Origin of the sequence: Variovorax sp. V93 (assembly GCF_041154485.1) — a bacterium.
Classification (GTDB): domain Bacteria; phylum Pseudomonadota; class Gammaproteobacteria; order Burkholderiales; family Burkholderiaceae_C; genus Variovorax; species Variovorax beijingensis_A.
The window spans coordinates 98,021-121,102 of sequence record NZ_AP028669.1 but is presented as its reverse complement, the minus strand read 5'-3'; the positions used below and the strand labels follow the sequence as shown (position 1 = coordinate 121,102).

Genomic DNA, 23,082 nt, shown 5'->3' with positions numbered 1-23,082 from the left:
TCGTTCAGTTGGCGAAGGCGGCAATGCCCGTGATGGCGCGGCCCAGGATCAGCGCATGGATGTCGTGCGTGCCTTCGTAGGTGTTGACCACTTCGAGGTTCACGAGGTGGCGGGCCACGCCGAATTCGTCGCTGATGCCGTTGCCGCCCATCATGTCGCGCGCCAGGCGGGCGATGTCGAGGGCCTTGCCGCAGTTGTTGCGCTTCATGATCGAGGTGATCTCGACCGAGGCCGTGCCCTCGTCCTTCATGCGGCCCAGGCGCAGGCTGCCCTGCAGGCCCAGCGCAATCTCGGTCTGCATGTCGGCCAGCTTCTTCTGGATGAGCTGGTTGGCGGCGAGCGGGCGGCCGAACTGCTTGCGGTCCAGCGTGTACTGGCGGGCGCGGTGCCAGCAGTCTTCGGCGGCGCCGAGCGCGCCCCAGGAGATGCCGTAGCGCGCGCTGTTGAGGCAGGTGAAGGGGCCCTTCAGGCCCTGCACTTCGGGGAAGGCGTTTTCCTCGGGGCAGAACACGTTGTCCATCACGATCTCGCCGGTGATGCTGGCGCGCAGGCCGACCTTGCCGTGGATCGCGGGGGCCGAGAGGCCCTTCATGCCCTTCTCGAGCACGAAGCCGCGGATCGGGCCGACCGTGCCGCTTTCACTGACTTCCTTGGCCCAGACCACGAACACGTCGGCGATGGGCGAGTTGCTGATCCACATCTTGGCGCCGCTGAGCGAATAGCCGCCCGGCACCTTCTTGGCGCGCGTGACCATGCTGCCGGGATCGGAGCCGTGGTCGGGCTCGGTCAGGCCGAAGCAGCCGATCCATTCGCCGGTGGCGAGCTTGGGCAGGTACTTCTGCTTCTGCGCCTCGGTGCCGAATTCGTTGATCGGGACCATCACGAGCGAACTTTGCACGCTGGCCATCGAGCGGTAGCCCGAGTCGACGCGCTCGACTTCGCGCGCGATCAGGCCGTAGGCCACGTAGTTGAGGCCGGGGCCGCCGTACTGCTCCGGAATGGTGGGGCCCAGCAGGCCGAGCGCGCCCATTTCGCGAAAGATGGCGGGGTCGGTCTCGCCGCTGCGGAAGCCTTCGATGACGCGGGGCGCAAGGCGCTCCTGGCAGTAGGCATTGGCCGCGTCGCGGATCATGCGTTCTTCGTCGGTCAGCTGCTGGTCGAGAAGAAGGGGGTCGTCCCAGTGGAATTGCGCTTTGGCGGCCATGTGCTTGTCTCCGGAAGAGAAAAAAAGAGGGGGAATGGACCGATCCTAGCCATGCAGGGGGTTGGGCGCAAACGATGAATCCTCACCCAGATATGCGTCTTTCGCACATCTGGCACCCATGCGGCAAGACGTTTCCATTGGTGACGGCGTCCGTCCAGTCATACACTACCGGCATACATGCGCCGCAAGATCCCGCCCCTGCAGACCCTGGTGTGCTTCGACGCGGCCGCGCGCCACGAGAGCTACACCCGCGCCGCGCAGGAACTCGCGCTCACGCAGAGCGCGGTGTCGCGCCAGATCGGCACGCTCGAAGCCTTCCTGGGCGTGGCGCTGTTCCGCCGCACCCGCCACGGCGTGGCGCTCACCGCCAGCGGCGCGGCCTATGCGCGCCAGATCACCAAGCGGCTCGAGGCCATGGAGCGCGACACGCTCGACGCCATGGCGCACCAGGGCGAAGGCGGCTCGCTCTCGTTGGCGGCCGTGCCCACCTTTGCCACGCGCTGGCTGATGCCGCGGCTCAAGGGCTTCGCGGCGCTGCAGCCCGACGTGGTGGTACACATCGAGACGCGCACCCGGCCCTTTCTCTTTGCCGACGCGGAGTTCGACGCCGCGCTGTATGCCGGCACGCCCGCGCAGGTCGAGAACTGGGCCGGCACGCGCCCCCTGATGCTGATGCACGAGGACGTGGTGCCGGTATGCAGCCCCTCGCTGTTGCCGCGCGGCAAGGCCGTGGCGCCCGCGGCCATCGCGCAGATGCCGCTGCTGCAGCAAAGCACGCGGCCCGACGGCTGGCGCCAGTGGTTCGACGCGCAGCAGATCGATGCGCCCAATGCGCGCGGCGGCCCGCGCTACGAGCTGTTCTCCATCCTGGCCGCGGCCGCCTCGCACGGCCTGGGCGTGGCGCTGATGCCCACGATGCTGGTGGCCGACGAACTCGCGCGCGGCGAACTGGTGGTGGCCTGCGCACGGCCGCTGTCGGGCGAGCGCAACTACTACCTCGTGACGCCCGAGCGCGCCGACCAGCGGCCGCTCTTGAAGTTCTTCAGCGACTGGCTGCTGGCCGAGGCGCAGCGCAGCGCCGCCTGAGACAGTGCCGATATGATGGTCCGCACCATCGCGCCCCGCCTTGCGCCCCTCACACCATGCTGAACAACATCGCCCCCTTTCTCGTGCACTGGGCCATCACCGCGCTGTCGCTGTGGGTGGCCAGCCTGATCTTTCGCGGCATCAAGTTCGAGAGCACGTCCGCGCTCGTGATCTCGGCCCTGCTGCTGGGCCTGGCCAATGCCGTCGTCAAGCCGCTCCTGATCGTGCTCACGCTGCCGCTGACGCTGCTGACGCTCGGCCTCTTCCTGCTGGTGATCAACGCGCTGATGATCATGCTGGTGGCCGCGCTGGTGCGCGGGTTCAGGCTCTCGGGCTTCTGGACCGCGTTCTTCGCGAGCATCTTCATCTCGCTGCTGAGCATCGCGATCGATTCGCTGGTGAACAGCGGCGACCCCGCCACCACCATCCAGATGCCGACGGGCAGCGGCAAGTGGCTGTAGCTGCCGCAAGGGCCGGGGCATCCGCGTAATCACTGCCCCCGGGCGCTTGATTGACGAGGATGATGTCGACAATATTCAGTACTTTTGTCGACAAAGATAGCCGGACGCACCGGCGCTGAGCGGCTGCGGCCGGGCCGGCGACGGGGGTGGCGTGCAACTTGCAAGGATTTGGACATGACGGACAGCAGCTCCCCCCGCTCCTCCTCTTCCTCCAAGGCCGCCGGCAAGGTCATGCGCATCGACCGCGACGGCGACGGCACCGTGCAATCGCTCACGCGGGCCATGCAGCTGCTCGAACTGCTGGCCGACGACGACGAGGGCTACCGCCTGGTCGACATCGCGGCGCGCAGCGGCCTGTCGTCGTCCACTGCGCACCGCCTGCTCACCACGCTGGAGCAGCGCCAGTTCGTCCAGTTCGACCGCGAAACCAGCCTCTGGTATGTGGGCGTGCGCTGCTTCTCGGTGGGCGCGGCCTTCGGGCGCCGGCGCCGCATCGCGCACCTGGCGCTGCCGGTGATGCGGCGGCTGCGCGACAGCTCGGGCGAAAGCATCAACCTGGGCATTGCCGACCTGGGCGACATCGTGTTCGTCACGCAGGTGGAAAGCCGCGAGCTGATGCGCGCCATCGGCAAGCCGGGCTTTCGCGCACCGTTGCACGGCACCGCCATGGGGCAGGCCATCCTGGCCGCCATGGCCGAGGACGACGTGCTGCAGTACCTGCGCACCTACGGCCTGCCCAAGCTCACGCCCAACACCATTGCGCGTGCATCGCGGCTGCATGAAACCCTGGGCGAGGTGCGCCGCGCCGGCTATGCGGTGGACGACGAGCAGAACGCCGTGGGCCTGCGCTGCATTGCCGCCGCCATCCGCGACGAGCATGGCCAGCCTTTCGGCGCGATCTCGCTGGTGGGGCCGACGCAGCGCATCAAGGCGGCCGACTTCGCGCAGCTCGGTGCCACGGTGCGCAGCGCCGCCGACGAGATCACCGCGGCCTACGGCGGGCGCCTGAAGTAGCCGCCGGCCCGCGTCTTCCACCGGCGTGCGGCGCCAAGTGCTTGATCCGCAAAGATTTTTTCTGCCGTTCCCGGTGTGCGGAAAACTCCGCGCGCGTGCCTTGCGGCGCGGTTCAATGGCCTTCTCCATTGCCGCCTTGCCAATCCGCCCACCTTTGCCCTCCCAGGAGAAATCATGCCGATGCGCCCTCTTGCCAAGCCCTTTTCAAAACTGTTCGCCGCAACCTTCGTGCTCGCGCTGGCCACGGTGCTCGCCCTTCCTGCCGCCCAGGCGCAGGACCGGATCAAGCTGAAGGCCATCGGCCAGCCGCTGGCCACCGGGCTGATCCAGAAGAACAAGGAACAGCCCTTCTTCGAGAACTTTGCCGCCCGCACCGGCCTGCCGATCGACGTGGACTACAAGCCCATCGACACGCTCGGCATCAAGGACACCGAGCAGCTGCGCGTGATGAAGGCGGGCCTGTTCGACATCGTCTCGCTGCGCGTGTCGCAGAACTCGCGCGACGAGCCGACGATCCTGGGCCTCGACCTGGTCGGCGCCGCGCCTGACTACGCCACCGGCCGCAAGGTGGCCAAGGCCTACTTCGACACGGTCGATGCGCGGCTGCAGCAGCAGTTCAACGTGAAGCTGCTCGGCGTGTGGCCCTTCGGCCCGCAGATCCTGTTCTGCAAGAAGCCGATTGCCTCGCTGGCCGACATCAAGGGCATGAAGGTGCGCGTGTACGACCAGAACCTGGCCAAGTTCATCGAGATGGTGGGCGGCACGCCGGTGCCGGTGTCGTTCGCCGACACGCACCAGTCGCTGTCGCTCGGCGTGGTCGACTGCGCCATCACCGGGCCGAGCTCGGCCAACTCGGCCGGCTGGCCCGAGGTCACGACCCACCAGCTGGCCATCGGCTTCCAGATGGCGCTCAACGGCTACGGCATGACGATGAAGTCGTGGAACGCGCTCAAGCCCGAGCAGCAGGCCAAGCTCAAGGCGGCCTTCGACGGCCTGACCGAAGAGGTGTGGAAGTACTCCGAAGAGCTGTTCCGCGATGCGCTCAACTGCAACGCCGGCAAGGACCCGTGCACCACCGGCAAGAAGTTCAAGCTGGTCGACGTGCCGGTCACGCCGGCCGACCTCGAGCTGGTGCGCGGCGCGGTCGGCAAGGTGTCGCTGCCGGTGTGGGCCGAGGTCTGCGACAAGTCGAACCCGGGCTGTTCCAAGGGCTGGCAGGCGACCGTGGCGCCGGTGCTGGGGCTCAAGTGAGCAGCGCGGCCATGAGCGAGCGGCCGCAGTCCACCGCCGCATCGCCCGAGGAAGCGCAGCGCGCGCCGCGGCAGGTCAGCTTCAAGACGCGCGTGGAGACGGTGCTGGCCACCCTCTTCGGCGCCATCTTCCTCGGCCTGTCGCTGATCGTGACCATCGAGACCGCCGCGCGCAAGCTGTTCAACATCTCGCTGCAGGGTGCGGACGAGCTCGGCGGCTATGCGCTCGCGGTGGGCTCGACCATTGCCTTCAGCCTCGCGCTCATGGGCCGCAACCACATCCGCGTCGACGTGTTCCACGAGAAGTTTCCGGTCCGCGTGCAGGCGCTGCTGAACTGGATCTCGGCGGTGTCGCTGGCCGCGCTCGCGGTCTTCATCGGCTGGGTGGCGTTCAAGGTGATCGGCGACACCATGGCCTACCGCAGCACCGCGCAGACGCCGTGGGCCACGCCGCTGATCATTCCGCAGGGCGTCTGGTATGCGGGGCTGGTGATCTTCGCGCTGGTGGCCTGCGGGCTCGCGCTGCGCGCCACCCGGCTGCTGCTTCGCGGCGACATCGCGGCGCTGAATACCGACTTCCATCCCAAGAGCGCCAAGGAAGAACTCAAGGAAGAGCTCGACGACCTCGCGGTGCGCCAGGCGCCGCAGCCCGGCGAAGGAGACAAGCCATGAACCTGCTCGTCATAGGACTCGCGTTCTTCGCGATGCTCGGCATGATGCTGGTCGGCATGCCCATTGCCGTGTCGATGGCGCTGGTGGGCATCGTGGGCGGCATCGCGGCCTACGGCACGCCCTTCATGGACTCGATCGCGCCCGTGGTCTGGGGCGTGCAGAACGAGAACCTGCTGACCTCGGTGCCGCTGTTCGTGCTGCTCGGCGAACTGCTGCTGCGCTCGGGCATCGCCGACCGCATGTACATCGCGCTGTCGGCCTGGCTCGGCCGCCTGCCCGGCGGGCTGCTGCACACCAACATCGGCAGCTGCGCGCTGTTCGCGGCCACCTCGGGCTCGTCGGTGGCCACCGCCGCCACGGTGGGCACGGTGGCGCTGCCTTCGCTGCACCGGCGCGGCTACTCGATGCGCGCCTCGCTCGGCAGCCTGGCCGCCGGCGGCACGCTGGGCATCCTGATTCCGCCCAGCGTGAACATGATCGTGTACGGCTCCCTCACCAACAACTCGATCGGCAAGCTGTTCATCGCGGGCATCATCCCGGGCCTGCTCTTGACCGGCTTCTTCATGCTCTGGATCGCGGTCTCCAGCCTGGCAAGCGGCAATGCGATGCGCGAGCCCAAGGTGCCGCTCGATGAACGCATCCGCGCGCTGGTGCACCTGGTGCCGCCGGCGGTGGTGTTCGGCATCGTGATGGGCAGCCTCTACTTCGGCATTGCGACCGCGGCCGAAAGCGCCGCGCTGGGCGTGATCGCGGCGCTGGGCTTCGTGCTGCACTCGGGCAAGCTGAGCTGGGAGCTGATGCGCAACTGCTTCGTCTCGACCGCGCGCGTGAGCGGCATGATCCTGCTGATCGTGGTGGCGGCCTTCGTGCTGAACCTGACGGTGAGCCTCACCGGCGTGGCCGAGGCCATGACCAAGTGGGTCTCGGGCCTGGGCCTGTCGGCCACGGGGCTGATCCTCGCGCTGATGCTGTTCTACCTGGTGCTCGGCATGTTCATGGACGTGCTGTCGATGCAGGTGGCCACCATTCCCATCACCTACCCGATCGCCACGGCGCTGGGTGTCGACCCGATCTGGTTCGGCATCTTCATCGTGCTGATGTGCGAGCTCGGGCTCATCACGCCGCCGGTGGGCATGAACCTGTTCGTGGTGCACGGCATCCGGCCCGACAAGGGCGGCATCGAGGACGCGATCTACGGCGCGCTGCCCTATGCGCTGATCATGATCCTGTTCACCCTGCTGCTGCTGGCCGTGCCGCAGCTGGTGACCTGGCTGCCGGGCCACATGTGAGCCGCTTCGTCTGCGGTCCCTCAACCTTCCACAAGCAGAAGCCATGAAGAAACTCAAGCTCGCCCTCGTTGCCGCGGCCGCCCTCGCCCAGGCGCTGCCCGCGCTGGCCGAGAACGCGCGGCTGCGCGTGGCGGGCAGCCTGGTGTCCGGAGGGCTGATCCAGCAGAACAGGGAGCAGCCCTTCTTCGAGAACTTCGCGAAGAACACCGGGCTGCCGATCGATGCCGAGTACAAGCCGCTCGACGTGCTCGGCATGAAGGACGCCGACGGCCTGCGCGTGGTGAAGTCGGGGCTGTTCGACATCGTGGCGCTGCGCCTCGCGCAGGTCTCGCGCGACGACCCGTTCCTGCTCGGCCCCGACATCGTCGGCCTGTCGACCGACTACGACACCGCGCGCAAGGTGGTCGATGCCTACCGCGCGCCGCTCGACACACGGCTGCAGGAACGCCACGGCGCCAAGCTGCTGGGCACCTATCCGTTCGGCCCGCAGATCATGTTCTGCAAGACCCCGATTGCAGGCCTTGCCGATCTCAAGGGCAAGAAGGTGCGCGTGAGCGACCAGTCGCTCGCACGCTTCATCGAGCGGCTCGACGGCATTCCGGTGGCCCTTGCATTCACCGAGACGCAGCAGGCGCTGGAACGCGGCGTGGTCGACTGTGCGATCACCGGGCCGAGCTCCGCCAACTCGGCCGGCTGGCCCGACGTGACCACGCACGTCATGCCGATCGGCTTCCAGACCCACTTCGTCGCCTATGCCATCAACCTGAAGAAGTGGAACGCGCTGCCGCCCGGGCAGCAAGCCAGGATGACGGCCGCCTTCCAGCAGCTGGAGGCCGACACCTGGGCCTATTCGCGCGAGCTGTGGGACGACGCCTCGCGCTGCAACGTGGGGCGCGAGCCGTGCAAGCTCGGCAAGCGCTACACCATGAAGGAAGTGCCGGTGAAGCCGGCCGACCAGAAGCTGGTGCACGACGCCGTCGGCGCGGTCTCTCTGCCGCTGTGGGCCGAGGTTTGCGACAAGTCCTACGACAAGTGCTCGGCCACCTGGAAGCAGGTCGTCGCGCCGGTGGTGGGCCTGCGGTAAGCCACGATGAAAGCACTCTGGCAACTCACGGCAGCCCAGCTCGCCGACGGCTTTGGCGCCGGCGCCTTCACGCCGGAACAGGCGCTCGCGGCCTGCCTGGCGCGCACGGCCGAGGTGAACCCGCGGCTCAACGCGCTGGTCGTGCTCGATGCCGAAGGCGCGGCCGAGGCCGCCGCGCAAAGCACCGCGCGCTGGCGCTCGGGCAACGCGCTCGGCGCGCTCGATGGCGTGCCGGCCACCATCAAGGACAACCTGCAGGTGCGCGGCCTGCCCACGCACTGGGGCAGCCGCGCGCTGGCCGGCTTGGTCGCCGGGCGCGACGAGCTGGCGGTGGCGCGGCTGCGCGAAGCCGGCGCGGTGATCTTCGGCAAGACCAACGTGCCCGAGTTCACGATGCAGGGCTACACCGGCAACCCGGTCTTCGGGCCCACCGGCAATCCGTGGAACCCGGCGCTCACGCCCGGCGGCTCCTCGGGCGGCGCGGTGGCGCTGGTGGCCGCGGGCGGCTGCCCGATCGCGCTGGGCACCGACGGCGGCGGCTCCATCCGCCGGCCCGCATCGCACACCAACCTGGTCGGGCTCAAGCCCTCGCGCGGCCGCGTGCGGCGCGGCAACGGGCTGCCACCGATCTTCCTGGACTTCGAGGTGGTGGGACCGATGGCGCGCTGCGTGGACGACGTGGCCGCGGTCATGCGGGCGATCGCGCCGCGCGCCGCGGCCGATGCACCGCATGAAGCCAAGCCCGCGCGCATCCTCTACCTGCCGCGCTTCGCGGACCACCCGGTGGACCCGCACATCGCGCGGCTGGTGGATGCCGCCGCCGAGAACCTGGCCGCGCTCGGCCATCATGTCACGACGCTGCCGCGCTTCGAGCTGGCCGAGGCAGTGAACCAGCGCTGGCCGCTGCTCGCGCAGGTGGGGCTGGCCTGGCTGGTGGACCATCCGCAAGAACTCTGGCCGCGGCCCTTCGATCCTGCGCTGTTCGGCCCCGCAATGCAGGCCAACACCGGGACCGGCCGCGCCGCCTCCGCGCGCGAGCTGTTCGAACTGCTGTTCGAGGCCGAGCGCCTGCGCGGCGAACTCGCAGGCCTGTTCGAACAGCACGACTTCCTGCTGACCCCCGCGACCGCGGCGCTGCCCTGGCCCGCGGCCGACACCCATCCGCCGCGCATCGACGGCCGCGAGGTCGGCCCGCGCGGCCATGCGGTGTTCGCGGGCTTCGTCAATGCCGTGGGCCTGCCCGCGATCGCGCTGCCCTGCGGCTTTGCCGAGGGCCTGCCGGTGGGGCTGCAGCTGGTCGCGCGCGAAGGCGGCGACGACGCGCTGCTGGCGTTGGCCCGCCAATTCGAACGCGCCCATCCGTGGCAGCGCTTTCCCGCCCTGTGAGCGCGGCCGGCGGCGGCCTTGCACCGGCCAGCGCCGCACACGCGCTGCATCTCGCGCGGCGCGAGGGCCGGCGCGTGCCCTCGGCGCTGCTGCAGACGGCCAGCCGCAGCGAGGCCTATGCCATCCAGGACGCCACGCTGGCGGCGATCGGCCCGGTCGGCGGCTGGAAGGTCGGCGCGCGCGCGTCCGGCCAGGAACCCACCTGCGCGCCGCTGCCGGCCGAGGGGCTGCTGCCCGGCGGCGTGCGCCTGCAGGGCCCGGCATGGCGGCTGCGCGGCATCGAGGCCGAGGTCGGCTTCCAGCTCGGCGCCGACCTGCCGCCGCGCGCCGCGCCCTACACGCTGGCCGATGTGGCGGGCGCCGTCGAATCGGTGCTGCCGGTGATCGAGATCGTCGAGACCCGGCTGGCCGACTGGTTCGGCGCCCATGCCAACGCCCTGCTGGCCGACCTGCTGAGCCATGGCGCGCTGGTGCTGGGGCAGCGCCAGCCCTTCGCGCCGGCCTGGTTCGACCTGCGGCATGCCGAGGCCGCGCTGCATTTCGACGGGCAGACCGTCGCGCACACCGTGGGCGAGCATCCGAGCCCCGATGCGGGCGCGCTTCTGGTGTGGCTGGCCAACCATTGCGCCGCGCGCGGCGGCGGGCTCAGGGCCGGGCAGATCGTCACGAGCGGCTCGTGCACCGGCATGCTGTTCGCCTCGGCGGGCACGGCCGTGCGCGTGGAGATCGGCGAACTCGCGCCGCTGGCGCTTTCGTTCTGAGGTTCGCGCGCGGGCATCGCCGCGTGGCCGGAACCCATGTCCGGAAACAGCGAGCGCCGCGGCCGCGCCGGCCGCACACTTTCGGCATGCCGACCTCTCCTGCCAACATCGTCCGCGCCCTCGACTGGCCCCGCATCGAAACCGAGCTTGCCACGCGCGGCTGCGCGACCACCGGCGTGCTGTTCAGCCCGAAGGAATGCGCCGCGCTGGCCGCGCTCTATGACGAGCCCGGCCGTTTCCGCAGCCGCGTGGTGATGCAGCGCCACGGCTTCGGCCAGGGCGAGTACCAGTACTTCGACCACCCGCTGCCCGCTTCGATCGCGGCCTGGCGCAGCGCGCTGTACGAGCGCCTCGCGCCGCTCGCGAACGCATGGGCCGCCGCCATGGGGCAGCCGGCCGACTACCCGCCCGACCACGCGGCCTACCTCGCGCGCTGCCATGCGGCGGGCCAGCTGCGCCCCACGCCGCTGCTGCTGCGCTATGTCGAGGGCGACTACAACTGCCTGCACCAGGACCTGTACGGCGAGCTGCAGTTCCCAATGCAGCTCACGGTGCTGCTGAGCCGGCCGGGCGAAGACTTCACGGGCGGCGAATTCGTGCTCACCGAGCAGCGCCCGCGCATGCAGTCGCGCGCCGAGGTGGTGCCGCTCGCGCAGGGCGAGGCGGTGATCTTCGCGGTCAACCAGCGGCCCGTGGCGGGCACGCGCGGCACTTACCGCGTCACCATGCGGCATGGCGTGAGCCGCGTGCGCTCGGGGCGGCGGCACACGCTGGGAATCATCTTCCACGACGCGCGCTAGCAAGGCCCGCGTCTTGCGCACGACCGTGCCATGACGCGCGCGGCCCGAAGTCGCGCAAAATCCGCCCTGCACCCCGGGTGCTCGCCATGATTTCCGACAACAAAACGATCGGAGCAGCGAGCGGCCGGATGCGATCCGCGGCCCGACGTGACGGCCGCGGGTGCGTTCGAGTGGTCGACAGGGAGCTGTATGAACAAGAAGAACTCATCCGGGTCTGTGGATGGGGCGGGAAAGCCGCCTCTCGCATTCTTTGAATTTTCCGCCGCCGTGGCGCGGCTCTCGCGCCGCTTCAGGGTCGACGTGAGCACCATCGTGAGCGCCGTGGCGCTGACGCAGTCGCTGCTGCTGGCCACGCTCGGCTACTGGGGCTCGCAGCGGCTGGTGGCGAAGATCGGCGCCTCCGCGCACGCGGCCAACCACCACCGCACCGAGGACAACATGCGCGCCGTCCTCGCCAGGACCGAGTCGACGGTCGGAGCGCTGGCCGGCGCGCCCAGCCTCGGTCCCGCAGGCGAGCATGCCCAGCGCACGGCCGAGCTTCTCTGGACCCTGCTGCAGCAGTCGCCCGAACTCGACAGCCTCTACGTGGCCGACGACACGGGCCAGATGATGATGGCGCTGCGCTACCCGGTGCCGGCCATCCGGCGCATCGTGCGCGGCGCGGGCACCGGCGAACTCGCCATCGAGACCTGGCAGTACAAGCTGCCGCCCGCGCCCGAGGTCGACGCACAGCAGCGCTTCGCCACGCAGCGCATCGAGTCTTTCCGCAGCAGCTTCGACCCGCGGCTGCAGCGCTGGTACCAGGAGGCCCGCCAGATGCGCAGGCCCGTATGGACGGCGCCCTACACCTTCGCCGCGACGCAGGAACTGGGTGTGACCTACGCATTGACCAGCAAGCGCCGCCACGCCGAAGGCGGCTCGAAGATGCTGGTGGTGGGCGGCGACGTCTCGCTGGGCCGGCTCTCGCAGTTCGTGCGGCTCTTCGCGAGCGATGGCCGCGGCGAGAGCGCCGTGCTGGGCACCGACTTCCAGGTGCTGGCGCGCAGCGACCAGCCCGGCGTGCTGCGCCGGCCGGAGCCGCCCACCGGCGTGCTGGGCGCGCTGCACGCGCAGATGCTGGGCGACGGCACGGCCGGCAGCGCAAGCGGCGCGGCCTTCTCGTTCGACCACGAGGGGCGGCCCTACCTCGCGCAGGCCTCGCCGATTCCCTCCACCGGCTGGCAGCTGGTGAGCTGGGTGCCCGAGGACTTCGTGCTGGGCGAGCTGCGGCGCGCCGTGCTGTGGTGGCTGCTGCTGGGCCTGGCCTTGCTCGCGGCCGCGCTGTTCGTGTCGCTGCAGTTGTCCAGGCTGGTCACCTCGCCGGTCGAGAAGCTCGCGCAGACCGCGCGCCGCATCGGCCTGCTGGAGCTCGACGACCTGCCGCGCGAGCCGAGCCGCGTGCTCGAGATCCAGCACCTGGACCAGGCGCTGGACGAGTCGGCGCGCAGCCTCCGGGCGTTCAGCAAGTTCGTGCCGGTGGACGTCATCAGCCAGCTCGTGGCCGAAGGCCAGGCACTGGCACCCAGCGGCTCGCCGCGGCGCATGACCGTGATGTTCACCGACATCGAGGGCTTCACGCGGATCTCCGAGTCGATGGAGGCCAATGTGCTGGTGCGCATGCTGACCGAATACTTCAACCTGGCAACGCGCGTGCTGGCGCGCTATGGCGGCGTGGTCGACAAGTTCATGGGCGACGGCATCATGGTGCTGTGGGGCGCGCCCGCCGACCTGAAGGACGCGGAGTACCGCGCCTGCCTGGCCGCGCTGCAGCTGCACATCGAGACGAGTGCGCTCAACCGCAAGTGGCGCGCCGACGGGCTGCCCGAGTTCCGCACGCGCGTGGGCATCCACACCGGCGTGGCGATCGCGGGGGTGCTGGGCTCGAACGACCGGCTGTCCTACACGGCCCTGGGCGACGTGGTCAACGTGGCGAGCCGCATCGAGGGCATCAACAAGCAGCTGGGCACGCACACGCTGATCTCGGAGGTCACCTTCGCGGGCCTGAAGGGCCGGCTGCAGACGCGCCGCATCGACGAGCGGGTGGCGCTGCGCGGCCGCCAGACGCGCATGGTGCTCTACGAACTGCTGATGCCCTGAGAGGCCGCGGCGCGCCGCGCCGCGAGCTCCACGTACCAGCCGAGCGAGCCGGGGTTGGCCATGGCCTCGGGGTTGACCACCTTCTCGAGCGGCTGGCCCAGCAGCAGCTTCTTGATCGGCAGCTCCTGCTTCTTGCCCGAGAGCGTGCGCGGGATCTCGGCCACCTGGAAGATGTCGTTGGGCAGGAAGCGCGGCGAGAGCGAGGTCTTGATCGCGTTGTTGATCTTCGCGCGCATCGCATCGTCGAGCGCCACGCCGGGGCGCAGCACCACGAACAGCGGCATGTAGCTTTCGCGGCCCAGGTATTCGAGGTCGACCACCATCGAGTCGAGCACTTCGGGCAGCGCCTCGACGGCGCTGTAGATCTCGCTGGTGCCCATGCGCAGGCCCTGGCGGTTGATGGTGGCGTCGCTGCGGCCGTAGATGATGCAGCCGCCGTCCTCGCCGATCCTGATCCAGTCGCCGTGGCGCCAGACGCCGGGATAGGTGTCGAAGTAGCTCGACAGGTAGCGCGCGTTGCCTTCGTCGCCCCAGAAGTACAGCGGCATCGATGGAATGGGGCGCGTGCAGACCAGCTCGCCCACTTCGCCGATGACGGGCTTGCCGTCCTCGTTCCAGGCCTCTACCGCATGGCCGATCTGGCGGCACTGCATCTGGCCGGGCACCTCGGGCAGCTCGCGGTTGCCGCCGACGAAGGCGCCGCAGAAGTCTGTCCCCCCTGAAATGTTGCACCACCACACGCTGCTCGCGCCGGCGGCCAGCAGCTGCGCCGTGCCCCAGCGCTGCACCTCTTCCGACAGCGGCGAGCCGGTGCTGCCGAGCGCACGCACGCGCGACAGGTCGCCGCACTCGACCGCGACCACGCCGGCCTTCATGCAGTTGGTGAAGTAGGCCGCGCCGGCACCGAAGAAGGTGATGCGGTGCTTCGCGACGAAGCGCCACAGCACGCTCCAGTCGGGCTTCTCCTTGCTGCCGGCCGGATGGCCGTCGTAGATGACGATGGTCGCGCCGAAGGCCAGGCCCGCGAGCTGGCAGTTCCACATGACCCAGCCGGTCGAGCTGTACCAGTGGAAGCGCTCGTTGAAGTTGTTGGCGCCGTAGCTCGCGCCGATGTCGTTGTGCAGCCCGCAGGCGTACATCGTCACGATGATGCCGCCCTGCCCGTGCACGATGGGCTTGGGCAGGCCGGTGGTGCCGCTCGAATAGACGATCCAGATCGGATGGTCGAAGGGCAGCCACTCGGGCTCGAAGGCGGCCACCTCGGCGTCGCGGCGCGCACTGGCGCTTTGCCAGTCGGCGTCGGCGGCAAGCTGCTCGGCGGCATAAGGCGTACGCAGCAACAGCAGCTTCTGCACGCTGGGCAATGCGCCGCGCAGTTCCTGCACCACCGCGCTGCGGTCGATGGGCTTGGCGCCGTAGTGCACGCCGTCGGCCGCGATCAGCAGCTTGGGTTCGATCTGGCGGAAGCGGTCGACCACCGCGGCCGTGCCCATGTCGGGCGCGCACACGCTCCACACCGCGCCGATGCTCGAGCACGCAAGAAACGCGACCATGGTCTCGGGCACGTTGGGCATATAGGCCGCCACGCGGTCGCCACGCTGCACGCCCAATGACTTGAGCGTGAGCGCCACCGAGGCCACCTGGCGGCGCAGTTCGGGCCACGACATCTCGCGCACTTCGCCCAGCTCGTTGTCGCTCACGATGGCGGGCATGCCGGCCGCATGCGCCGCGTCGGCATGGCGCAGCACCTCGCGCGCATAGTTGACCTGCGCGCCCGGAAACCACTTGGCGCCGGGCATGCGGTCGTCGGCCAGCACCGCCGTGCGCGGCGTGGGCGACACGATGCCCATGTAGTCCCAGATGCTCTGCCAGAAGGCGTCGAGGTCGGTCACGGACCAGCGCCACAGCGCGTCGTAGGTGTCGAAGGACAGGCCGCGCTGCTCGCGCAGCCAGTCCTGGTAGAGGCGGATCTGGGGAATGTTGGGAGCGGGCATGCACCGAGCCTAATGCCGCATTCCGCGCCGTTCAACCGGGTTTGACCTCAGGGTTTGTACGTGTGTTCAATAGTTTTGTACAGACGTTCAATACGCCCGATGAACACCCGCACCCCGCCCGCCAGGCGAAGCGCCCACCGGGCCGCAGCCACAGCCGCCGAAGCGGCCCGGCCCGATCGGCGCCACGCCATCCTGCTGGCGGCGGAAAAGCTTTTTGCGCAGCACGGCTACCACGCGGTCACCATCCGCCAGATCGCCGAGGAAGCGGGCGTGCCGCTGGCGCTGGTGGGCTATTACTTCGGCCCGAAGCACGAGCTCTTCCATGCGATCTTCGAGCACTGGAGCCACAGCATCGAGGAGCGGCTCGCGGGTCTGCGGGCCGTGAACAACGACCCCGACGACGCGCGCACGCTGCCGCGCATCATCGAGGCCTTCACCGGGCCCGTGCTGGCGCTGCGCGCGAGCGCCGAGGGCGAGTACTACGCGCTCTTGGTGGCGCGCGAGCTCTATCACGCCACCGAGGAAGCCGACCGCGTGCTGCGCGGCTACTTCGATCCGCTGGCCGAGGCCTACATCGATGCGCTGCACGTCGCGCTGCCGCATGCCACGCGCGGGCAGGCCGCCTGGGGCTACCAGTTCTCGCTCGGAGCGCTGCTGCACCACCTGAACGACAGCCGCATCGAGCGGCTCTCGCACGGCGAGAACCGGCGCAGCGATCCGGCCGCGGCGCCGATGCTCGTGAACTTCATCGTCGGCGGGCTGCGCGCCGCGCTGCCGCGACCCAAGGCCCCGCAGAAGAAAACCACCCCCAGGAGACAGAAGACATGATGAAACGACGCACCCTGCTGTCGGCGCTGGCCGCCGCCTCGGCCGCCGCGGCGCTGCCCTCGCGCGCGCAATCGAACCCGAAGATCGTGTTCGGCTACACGGCCGTGTCCGACTTCGCCTCGGTCTTCGTGGCCGCGGAAGAGGGCTACTTCAAGAAGCGCAACCTCGACGTGGAGCTCAAGTTCATCCCGCTCAACTCCACCATCCCCGCGGCGCTGCAGTCCGATTCGCTGCAGATCGGCGGACCCACGCCCTCGGTGTTCCTGCAGGCGGTGGACGGCGGGCTCGACCTGGTGCTGGTGGCCGGCGGCGGCCTCACCTCGAAGACGATCACCGGCTTCGGCCTGGTGGCGCGCGCCGGCTCGGGCATCAAGAACCCGCAGGACTGCGTGGGCAAGAAGATCGGCGTGCCGGGGCTCGGCGCGTTCCTGCACGTGACCTTCCGTGCCTGGCTCAAGGACAGCGGCGTGGACTACCGCAAGGTCAACTTCGTCGAGGCCTCGTTCCCGCAGCATGCCGACCTGCTGCGCGGCGGCTCGGTCGACGCGGTGGTGTCGGCCGACCCGTTCATGAGCCGCATCACCGAGAGCGGCGCGGGCTATGTGGCCTCGTACTACTCCACCTTCCTGCCGGAGAACAACCAGACCATCGTGCACGCGGCCAAGCGCGAATGGGTGGCGAAGAACCCGGGCGCCGCGCGCGCGTTCCGCGAGTCGCTGGTCGAGGCCGCGGCCTTCATGCAGCAGCAAAAGAACGACGCCAAGGTGCGCGCGGCCATCGGCAAGTACATCAAGCTGCCGCCCGAGGTGCTCGCGAAGATCCAGATCTCGCCGCCCGGCGCCACGGTGAACGAGAAGCAGCTGGGCTACTGGGTCGGCCTGATGAAGGACCAGGACATGCTCAAGACCTCCATCGACGTTGCGAAGCTGATCGCCAAGTGAGCACGGCCGCCGACTTCCTTCGCTTCGACGGCGTCGCGATCCGGCTCGGCGGGCGCGAGATCCTGTCGCCCACCTCCTTCGACGTGGCGCGCGGCGAGTTCGTCTGCATCGTCGGCCCGAGCGGCTGCGGCAAGACCACGCTGCTGCGCGCGGCCAGCGGGCTCGTCACGGCGAGTGCCGGCGAAGTGCGGCGCAACGGCGTGAAGATGACCGAGCCGTCGCGCGAAGTGGCTTTCGTGTTCCAGGACTACGGCCGCGCACTGCTGCCCTGGCGCACGGTGGAGGGCAACGTGAGCCTCGCGCTCGAAGCGGCCGGCGTGCCTGCGGCCGGGCGCGCACCGCGCATTGCCGATGTGCTCGGCAAGGTCGGCCTGGCGAAGCACGCGCAGAAGTTCCCGGTGCAACTGTCGGGCGGCATGCAGCAGCGCGCGCAGATCGCCCGCTGCCTGGCGCAGAAGCCCGAGCTGATGATGATGGACGAGCCCTTCGGCGCGCTCGATGCGCTCACGCGCCAGAGCCTGCAGGACGAGCTCGCGCGGCTGGTGCGCGACGACGGGCTCACGGTGCTGTTCGTCACGCACGATCTCGAAGAGGCCATCTACCTTGGCGACCGCGTGATCGCGCTGCAGGCCAACCCCGGCCCGGGGCGGCCCAGCCTGGCACGCATGATCGACGTGAAGATTCCGCGGCCGCGCGACCAGCTCACGACCAAGGAGCATCCGGAATACCTGCATCTGCGGCGCGAACTCTTCGCCTTCATCGAGCAAAGCCATGGATAGGCACACCCCCAGTCTTCGCGCACTTCGTGTCGCTTCGCCCACCCCCTCGCCGGGGGCAACACCAGCGGCCCGGCAAAGCCGGTTCCGCGGTGTTCCTGGTACGGTCCGCCCCTTTGTACTGCCGCTGCTGCTGCTGGCTCTGTTCGAGTGGTACGCGCGGCGCGCGGCGGCCCAGGGCAGCGATGCGCTCGCCGCGCCGAGCGCGGCGGCCCGAGCCTTCATGGGTGCGGCGCTCGACGGCTCGCTGTGGCAGGCCACGGGCTTCACGCTGGGCACGGCCGCGCTCGGCCTGCTGCTGGGGGCGGTGCTCGGCATTGCGCTGGGCCTGGTGCTCGGGCTCTCGCGCCGCGCGGCGCAGCTCGGCTCGCTTTCCATCGAAGTGCTGCGGCCGGTGCCCTCGGTGGCGCTGATTCCGCTCGCGATGCTGAGCTTCGGATTCGGCGTGCGCATGGAGCTGGCCATCGTCGCCTTTGCCACCTTCTGGCCGCTCTTGGTGCTGGTGCAGTCGGCGGTGCAGCAGATCGAGCCGCGGCTGCTCGAAGTGAGCCGCGTGCTGGGCCTCTCGGCGCGCGAACGCGCCTTCAAGATCGTGCTGCCGGCCATCGTGCCGCGCCTGTTCGTGGCGCTGCGGCTGGGCGTGGCGGTGGCGCTGGTGGTGGCCGTCACGGTGGAGATTGCGGCCAATCCCCACGGCATGGGCTACGCGATGATGATTGCGCAGCAGAGCTTCGACCCCGCGCTGATGCTCGCCTGGCTCGGCTGGATCGGCGTGGTGGGCTTTGCGATCAACGCGGGCATGGTGCGGCTGCAGCGCGTGGTGGCACGGCGCATGGGAGTGCTGCCATGAACGCCAATGGCCGCGTTGGCGTGATGAACCGGCTCGGCTCGCTCGCCGTGCTCTGCGCACTGATTGCGCTGTGGTGGATGGCGAGCAACGCGGGCTGGGTGAGCCGCGTGTTCCTGCCGACGCCGCAGGCCACTTTCGCAAGCCTGCTCGAAGGCCTCAACCTCCGCGGCTCGAACGGCAACGGTGAGCTGCTCGCCTTCACGCAGGCCACGGTCGGCCGCATGGTGCAGGGCTGGCTGCTCGCGTCGCTGTTCGGCGTGCTGCTGGGCGCAGCCATCGGGGTGTCGCCCGCGGTGCGCGCGTGGGTGCAGCCGACGCTCGAGTTCATTCGCCCGCTGCCCGCCTCGGCGCTGCTGCCGCTCGCGATCTCGATCTTCGGGCTGAACCCCGGCATGGTGCTGTTCGTGGTGGCCTTCGGCGCGATGTGGCCGGTGCTGCTGGCGACGGTGCATGGCTTTGCGGCGGTGGAGCCGCAGCTTTCGGAAGTGGCGCGCTGCCTGCAGATGTCGCGCGCGGCCTTCGTCTGGAAGATGGGCCTGCCCAACGCCATGCCCGACATCCTGGCCGGCATGCGGCTTGCGCTGACCATTGCGCTGATCGTTGCGGTGGTGGGCGAAATGATCGCCTCGCAGAGCGGCCTGGGCCAGGCCATTCTTCTCGCGGCACGCGCGTTTCGCGCCAGCGATCTTTTCGCCGGCATCGTGCTGCTCGGGCTGATCGGCTTCGCGAGCAACGCGCTGCTGGCCTTTGCAGAGAAGCGGCTGCTGCGCTGGCAGCAGCCCTGACGCCATCCCTCAGATCCTCATTCCACAAGGAGCCCCGCCATGCCACGCAAGTTCGTCGATCTCTCGATCTTCCTGGAAAACGACGTGCTGTCCGATCCGCCGGCCTTCGCGCCGAAGATCCAGTACTTCACGCACGAGCAGACCTACGAGCAGATCGAGCCCTTCTTTCCCGGGCTCAAGAAGGAAGACCTGCCCGACGGCGAAGGCTGGGCCGTAGAGCTGGTGCAGCTGTCGACGCACAACGGCACGCACCTCGACGCGCCCTACCACTTCCACTCCACCATGGACAAGGCACTGGGCGAGAAGAAGCCCGCCATCGCGATCCACGAGGTGCCGCTCGAATGGTGCTTCCAGCCCGGCGTGAAGCTCGACTTCCGCCACTTCGCGGACGGCTACGTGGTCACGGCCGGCGACGTCGAGGCCGAACTCAAGCGCATCGGCCACACGCTGAGCCCGCTGGAGATCGTGGTGGTCAACACGCGCGCCGGCTCGCGCTACGGCAACCCCGACTATGTCTCGGCCGGCGCGGGCATGGGCTACGAGGCGACGATGTACCTGCTGGAGCGCGGCGTGCGCCTCACGGGCACCGATGCCTGGAGCTGGGACGCGCCTTTCGTGCACACCGCGAAGAAGTACGGCGAGACGCAGGATGCGTCCCTCATCTGGGAAGGCCACAAGGCCGGCCGCGACATCGGCTACTGCCACCTCGAGAAGCTGCACAACCTCGAGGCGCTGCCGCCCACGGGCTTCTTCATCAGCTGCTTTCCGCACAAGATCCGCGGCGCATCGGCCGGCTGGACGCGTGCGGTGGCGATCTTCGACGACGCGTTGATGGCGTCGGTCTGAAGCGCGAGAGGCCAAGCCGATGATTACGCTCAACCACACGCACGACGCCAACGCCAGGAGCTGGGTCGACACGGCCAATGCGCCGGACACCGACTTTCCGATCCAGAACCTGCCCTATGCGGTGTTCCGCCGCACCGGCAGCCCCCAGCCCTTCCGCGGCGGCGTGGCCATTGGCGACCAGGTGCTCGACATGGCCGCGCTCTGCGCGCGCCAGCTGCTCGACGGACTCGCGCTCGACGCCGCCCGTGCCGCCGCGCTGCCCACGCTCAATGACTTCTTCGCGCTCGGCGCCACCGCCTGGCGCGCGCTGCGCCATGCGGTCTTCGCTTTGCTGCGCGACGACGCGCCGGCCGCCACGGTGCAGGCCGTGCGCGAATGCCTGGTGCCGCAGGCCGAGGTCGAATACACGGTGCCCGCACGCATCGGCGACTACACCGACTTCTACACCTCCATCGACCATGCGCTGAACATCAGCCGCCTGATGAATCCCGAAGGCGACGTGACGCCCAACTTCCGCTGGATCCCGACGGCCTACCACGGGCGCGTGTCGACCATCGGCATCAGCGGCCAGCGCTTCCATCGGCCGATGGGGCAGACGATGGCGCCGGGTGCGAAGGCGCCCACCTTTCACGCCTGCGCGCGGCTCGACTACGAACTCGAGCTCGGCATCTGGATCGGCGAAGGCAACGCGGCCGGCGAAGCGATTCCGCTCGAACGCGCGGAAGAGCACATCTTCGGCATCTGCCTGCTCAACGACTGGTCGGCGCGCGACATTCAGTTCTGGGAGATGGCGCCGCTCGGCCCCTTCCTCGCGAAGAACTTCGCGACCACCATTTCGCCGTGGATCGTGACGATGGAAGCGCTCGCGCCCTATCGCCTGGCCTGGACGCGGCCGGCAAACGAGCCCCAGCCGCTCGGCTATCTCGAAAGCCCGGCCAACCGCGAAAGCGGCGCGATCGACATCCGCCTGGAGGTCTGGCTCGAAAGCGAGAAGGCGCGCAACGGGGGGAGCGGGCCTTCGCGCCTGTCGCGCACGAGCTTCAGGCACCAGTACTGGAGCGTGGCGCAGATGGTGGCGCACCACACGGTGGGCGGCTGCAGCCTGAACCCGGGCGACCTGTTCGGCAGCGGCACCATCTCGGGACCGGGGCCGGGCGAGGCCGGCGCGATCATCGAGCTGACGCGCGCCGCGCAGGACCCGGTCACGCTGGCCAGCGGCGAGCAGCGCGGATTCCTGGAGGACGGCGACGCGGTGCTGCTGCGCGGCTGGTGCGAGAAGCCGGGCCACGTGCGCATCGGCTTCGGCGAAAGCCGCGGGATGGTGCTGCCCGCGAAGGGCTGAGGACAGCAGCCGCCCCAAAGCAAAAGGCCACCGGTGAGGTGGCCTTTTGCATGAAATGTGGAGCGGGAAAAGAGTCTCGAACTCTCGACCTCAACCTTGGCAAGGTTGCGCTCTACCAACTGAGCTATTCCCGCATTTCGAGCCGCAGATTATAGCCTGGTTTTTCAGGCCTCCCGTCGCCCCTTCGATCAGTGGCCGAACACCGATGCGCGGTGCAGCGAAATGCCGGCCATCACGCCATCGGCCGAAGCCATCGTGGCGTTGTGGAACATCATGGCCGCATCCCCGGCCGCGAACACGCCGGGCACCGTGGTCATCTTCATGGCGTCGGTGCGGATCAGCGGGCCGAAGCCGCCTTCGTCGATCGCGCATCCGAGCTGCTCGGCCAGCGGGCTCGCCAGGCGCGTGCGCGGCACGAGGAACATCGCATCGAGCGGCACGCGCCGGCCGTCCGCGAGGCGCACGTCCGAGAGCTCGGCAGGCGACGGCCCCTCGAGCGCCGCGATGCGGCCCGGCTCGATCGCCACGCCGCGCGCCTGCAGCCTGGCGCGCGTCTCCTCGTCCACCGTGTTGTTGCCGTTGAGGAACAGCGTGGCCGATCCCCATTCGGCGAACAGGATCGCATGCTCGGGCGCATGCGGCCGTTCGATCAGGATGCCCAGGCGCCGGCCGCCGACTTCATAGCCGTGGCAGTAGGGGCAGTGCAGCACGCTCTGGCCCCAGCGTTCGCGCACGCCCTCGATCTGCGGAAAGCCGTCCTCGACGCCGAAGGCGAGCACGATCCGGCGGGCCGACAGCGGCGCGCCGCCACCTTCGAGCGAAACAACGAACCCGCCCGCGCCATCGGCCTGCGCCTGCACGACCCGGCCCTCGACGAAGCTGGCGTTCGGATACGCGAGCACCTTGGCGCGCGCATCGGCAATCATCTTCAGCGGCGGCGTGCCGTCCTGGCCGAAGAAGCCGTGCGAAGCGGCGGCGAAGCGGTTGCGCGGCGCGCCCGCATCGACGATGCAGACCTTTTTTCGCGCGCGCGCAAGCTGCAGGGCAGCGGAGAGGCCGGCAAAGCTGCCGCCCACGACCAGAGCGTCATAGTGCATGTTCGATGTCCTTGCGAGTGAAGCCGCCGCCCGTCATGCGGCGATGAAAGTCCCGGGAAAGATCGGCCAGCGTGATGCTGCTGAAACGCTCGAGCAGCAGGGCCTCGGCCTCGCGGCAGGCGCCGTCGAGCGCCGCGTTCACGGCCTGCTCGACGATGCAGCCGGGGCTCTCGGTGCGGTTGCCCATGGCCAGCAGCGCCGGAGACCCCACCGCCTGGTGGATGTCGCCGAGCGTCACGGCATCGAGCGGGCACGACAGCACCCAGCCGCCGCCATGGCCCTTGGCCGAACTCACGAAGCCGGCCTGGCGCAGGCCCGCCATGACCCGGCGCACGACGACGGGGTTGGTCTGCATGGCCATGGCCAGCGATTCGGAGGTGACGGGCCCCTCCATCTCGGCCATGTGCAGCAGTGCGTGGAGAACGCCTGAAAGCTTGCTGTCTCGTTTCATGCAACATTATTAGTTGCATGAAAGGCCGG

The 23,082-nt window shown here is 69.3% G+C and carries 22 protein-coding genes and 1 tRNA gene; 18 read left to right on the top strand and 5 right to left on the bottom strand.

The genetic code is table 11. The features are described from left to right. Positions 1 to 4: 4 nt before the first annotated feature. Positions 5 to 1,204 carry an acyl-CoA dehydrogenase gene (locus ACAM54_RS00605; protein WP_369649457.1) on the bottom strand — a complete coding sequence of 400 codons (1,200 nt, stop codon included), beginning with the start codon at positions 1,202 to 1,204 and terminating at the stop codon, positions 5 to 7. A gap of 177 nt (positions 1,205 to 1,381) precedes the next feature. On the opposite strand from ACAM54_RS00605, the gene ACAM54_RS00600 reads away from it, so the two are divergent. The 11 genes from ACAM54_RS00600 (at position 1,382) to ACAM54_RS00550 (ending at position 13,143) form a co-directional block, all read left to right on the top strand. Next, a complete protein-coding gene (locus ACAM54_RS00600; protein WP_369649456.1) occupies positions 1,382 to 2,290 on the top strand; it encodes a LysR substrate-binding domain-containing protein in 909 nt (302 codons plus the stop codon). Positions 2,291 to 2,346: 56 nt separating this feature from the next. Continuing rightward, on the top strand, positions 2,347 to 2,751 hold the full coding sequence (locus ACAM54_RS00595) for a phage holin family protein (protein ID WP_145738744.1): 405 nt from the start codon (positions 2,347 to 2,349) through the stop codon (positions 2,749 to 2,751). 174 nt (positions 2,752 to 2,925) lie between these two features. After that, positions 2,926 to 3,765, top strand: a complete 840-nt coding sequence (locus ACAM54_RS00590; protein ID WP_145738746.1) for an IclR family transcriptional regulator — start codon at positions 2,926 to 2,928, stop codon at positions 3,763 to 3,765. Between the two features lie 174 nt (positions 3,766 to 3,939). Beyond that, positions 3,940 to 5,016: a TRAP transporter substrate-binding protein gene (locus tag ACAM54_RS00585; protein WP_369649455.1), complete on the top strand. Its 1,077-nt coding sequence runs from the start codon at positions 3,940 to 3,942 to the stop codon at positions 5,014 to 5,016. Positions 5,017 to 5,027: 11 nt separating this feature from the next. Continuing rightward, a complete protein-coding gene (locus tag ACAM54_RS00580; protein ID WP_369649454.1) occupies positions 5,028 to 5,687 on the top strand; it encodes a TRAP transporter small permease subunit in 660 nt (219 codons plus the stop codon). Beyond that, entirely contained in the window at positions 5,684 to 6,976 is a 1,293-nt protein-coding gene (locus tag ACAM54_RS00575; RefSeq protein ID WP_145738751.1) for a TRAP transporter large permease, read from the top strand. The genes ACAM54_RS00580 and ACAM54_RS00575 overlap by 4 nt, the downstream gene beginning before the upstream one ends. Before the next feature lie 43 nt (positions 6,977 to 7,019). Next, positions 7,020 to 8,060, top strand: coding sequence for a TRAP transporter substrate-binding protein (locus tag ACAM54_RS00570; RefSeq protein ID WP_145738753.1), 1,041 nt, complete (start codon positions 7,020 to 7,022; stop codon positions 8,058 to 8,060). A gap of 6 nt (positions 8,061 to 8,066) precedes the next feature. Continuing rightward, positions 8,067 to 9,446 carry an amidase gene (locus tag ACAM54_RS00565; RefSeq protein ID WP_369649453.1) on the top strand — a complete coding sequence of 460 codons (1,380 nt, stop codon included), beginning with the start codon at positions 8,067 to 8,069 and terminating at the stop codon, positions 9,444 to 9,446. Then, complete coding sequence (locus tag ACAM54_RS00560; protein WP_369649452.1) at positions 9,422 to 10,207, top strand: 2-keto-4-pentenoate hydratase; 786 nt, start codon at positions 9,422 to 9,424, stop codon at positions 10,205 to 10,207. Before ACAM54_RS00565 ends, ACAM54_RS00560 begins: the two co-directional genes overlap by 25 nt. Positions 10,208 to 10,293: 86 nt before the next feature. Then, positions 10,294 to 11,007, top strand: a complete 714-nt coding sequence (locus tag ACAM54_RS00555) for a 2OG-Fe(II) oxygenase (protein ID WP_145738757.1) — start codon at positions 10,294 to 10,296, stop codon at positions 11,005 to 11,007. 189 nt (positions 11,008 to 11,196) lie between these two features. Next, on the top strand, positions 11,197 to 13,143 hold the full coding sequence (locus ACAM54_RS00550) for an adenylate/guanylate cyclase domain-containing protein (RefSeq protein ID WP_369649451.1): 1,947 nt from the start codon (positions 11,197 to 11,199) through the stop codon (positions 13,141 to 13,143). Here the strand turns inward: ACAM54_RS00550 and ACAM54_RS00545 are convergent. After that, a complete protein-coding gene (locus tag ACAM54_RS00545; protein ID WP_369649450.1) occupies positions 13,122 to 15,137 on the bottom strand; it encodes an acetoacetate--CoA ligase in 2,016 nt (671 codons plus the stop codon). The two genes, ACAM54_RS00550 and ACAM54_RS00545, sit on opposite strands and share 22 nt — an antisense overlap. A 99-nt stretch (positions 15,138 to 15,236) precedes the next feature. Between ACAM54_RS00545 and ACAM54_RS00540 the strand changes: the two genes are divergently transcribed. From ACAM54_RS00540 to fahA, 7 genes are read left to right on the top strand one after another with little or no spacing between them, the layout of a single operon-like run. Then, positions 15,237 to 15,965 carry a TetR family transcriptional regulator gene (locus ACAM54_RS00540; RefSeq protein ID WP_309925432.1) on the top strand — a complete coding sequence of 243 codons (729 nt, stop codon included), beginning with the start codon at positions 15,237 to 15,239 and terminating at the stop codon, positions 15,963 to 15,965. Beyond that, positions 15,962 to 16,906: an ABC transporter substrate-binding protein gene (locus ACAM54_RS00535; RefSeq protein WP_209535764.1), complete on the top strand. Its 945-nt coding sequence runs from the start codon at positions 15,962 to 15,964 to the stop codon at positions 16,904 to 16,906. Before ACAM54_RS00540 ends, ACAM54_RS00535 begins: the two co-directional genes overlap by 4 nt. After that, positions 16,903 to 17,685, top strand: coding sequence for an ABC transporter ATP-binding protein (locus tag ACAM54_RS00530; protein ID WP_369649449.1), 783 nt, complete (start codon positions 16,903 to 16,905; stop codon positions 17,683 to 17,685). The genes ACAM54_RS00535 and ACAM54_RS00530 overlap by 4 nt, the downstream gene beginning before the upstream one ends. Next, positions 17,678 to 18,532, top strand: a complete 855-nt coding sequence (locus tag ACAM54_RS00525; RefSeq protein WP_369649448.1) for an ABC transporter permease — start codon at positions 17,678 to 17,680, stop codon at positions 18,530 to 18,532. Before ACAM54_RS00530 ends, ACAM54_RS00525 begins: the two co-directional genes overlap by 8 nt. Continuing rightward, on the top strand, positions 18,529 to 19,317 hold the full coding sequence (locus ACAM54_RS00520) for an ABC transporter permease (protein ID WP_369649447.1): 789 nt from the start codon (positions 18,529 to 18,531) through the stop codon (positions 19,315 to 19,317). Before ACAM54_RS00525 ends, ACAM54_RS00520 begins: the two co-directional genes overlap by 4 nt. Positions 19,318 to 19,356: 39 nt before the next feature. Continuing rightward, positions 19,357 to 20,163, top strand: coding sequence for a cyclase family protein (locus tag ACAM54_RS00515; RefSeq protein ID WP_145738771.1), 807 nt, complete (start codon positions 19,357 to 19,359; stop codon positions 20,161 to 20,163). Between the two features lie 19 nt (positions 20,164 to 20,182). Beyond that, entirely contained in the window at positions 20,183 to 21,505 is a 1,323-nt protein-coding gene (fahA, locus tag ACAM54_RS00510) for a fumarylacetoacetase (protein WP_369649446.1), read from the top strand. A gap of 58 nt (positions 21,506 to 21,563) precedes the next feature. On the opposite strand, the gene ACAM54_RS00505 is transcribed toward fahA, so the two are convergent. The 3 genes from ACAM54_RS00505 to ACAM54_RS00495 form a co-directional block, all read right to left on the bottom strand. Then, a tRNA-Gly gene (locus ACAM54_RS00505) sits at positions 21,564 to 21,639 on the bottom strand. 54 nt (positions 21,640 to 21,693) lie between these two features. Beyond that, complete coding sequence (locus ACAM54_RS00500; protein ID WP_369649445.1) at positions 21,694 to 22,602, bottom strand: NAD(P)/FAD-dependent oxidoreductase; 909 nt, start codon at positions 22,600 to 22,602, stop codon at positions 21,694 to 21,696. Beyond that, positions 22,592 to 23,053 (bottom strand): Rrf2 family transcriptional regulator, encoded by a 462-nt coding sequence (locus ACAM54_RS00495; protein WP_145738777.1) that lies wholly within the window; start codon positions 23,051 to 23,053, stop codon positions 22,592 to 22,594. Before ACAM54_RS00495 ends, ACAM54_RS00500 begins: the two co-directional genes overlap by 11 nt. Positions 23,054 to 23,082: the final 29 nt, after the last annotated feature.